The sequence below is a fragment of the Winogradskyella ouciana genome, from assembly GCF_009709615.1.
In the GTDB taxonomy this organism is placed as follows: domain Bacteria; phylum Bacteroidota; class Bacteroidia; order Flavobacteriales; family Flavobacteriaceae; genus Winogradskyella; species Winogradskyella ouciana.
Genome location: NZ_WJYA01000195.1, coordinates 1 through 256 on the forward strand (window position 1 = coordinate 1; position 256 = coordinate 256).

General features: G+C 64.5%; 1 protein-coding gene. It reads left to right on the plus strand.

All coding sequences use genetic code 11. From position 1 onward, the window contains the following. Window positions 1–43: 43 nt before the first annotated feature. The coding region (locus F1003_RS16075) for a hypothetical protein (protein ID WP_202913930.1) at window positions 44–256 on the plus strand (213 nt) is incomplete at its 3' end.

A 256-nucleotide genomic window follows, 5' to 3' on the forward strand; every position in this document is an offset into this window, starting at 1 on the left:
GAGGGCTGATCGTATACCATCGTATTCAAGGTCAGGGAGAGTCATGAACAGCGCCGCTACCGTCCAGATCGCCGAGGAAGACCGCCTTCGCGCGGATTTCTACAATTTTCTCGGGCTGTTGCTGGCAGGGCCGCCGGATCGCATGCTGCTGGACCAGTGTGCAGGCCTGAGCGGGGATGACAGCGCGCTTGGCCAGGCGATCGCGGGAATGGCGCGCGTGGCAAAGGCCACGCGACCCGAGGCGGTGGAGCGCGAG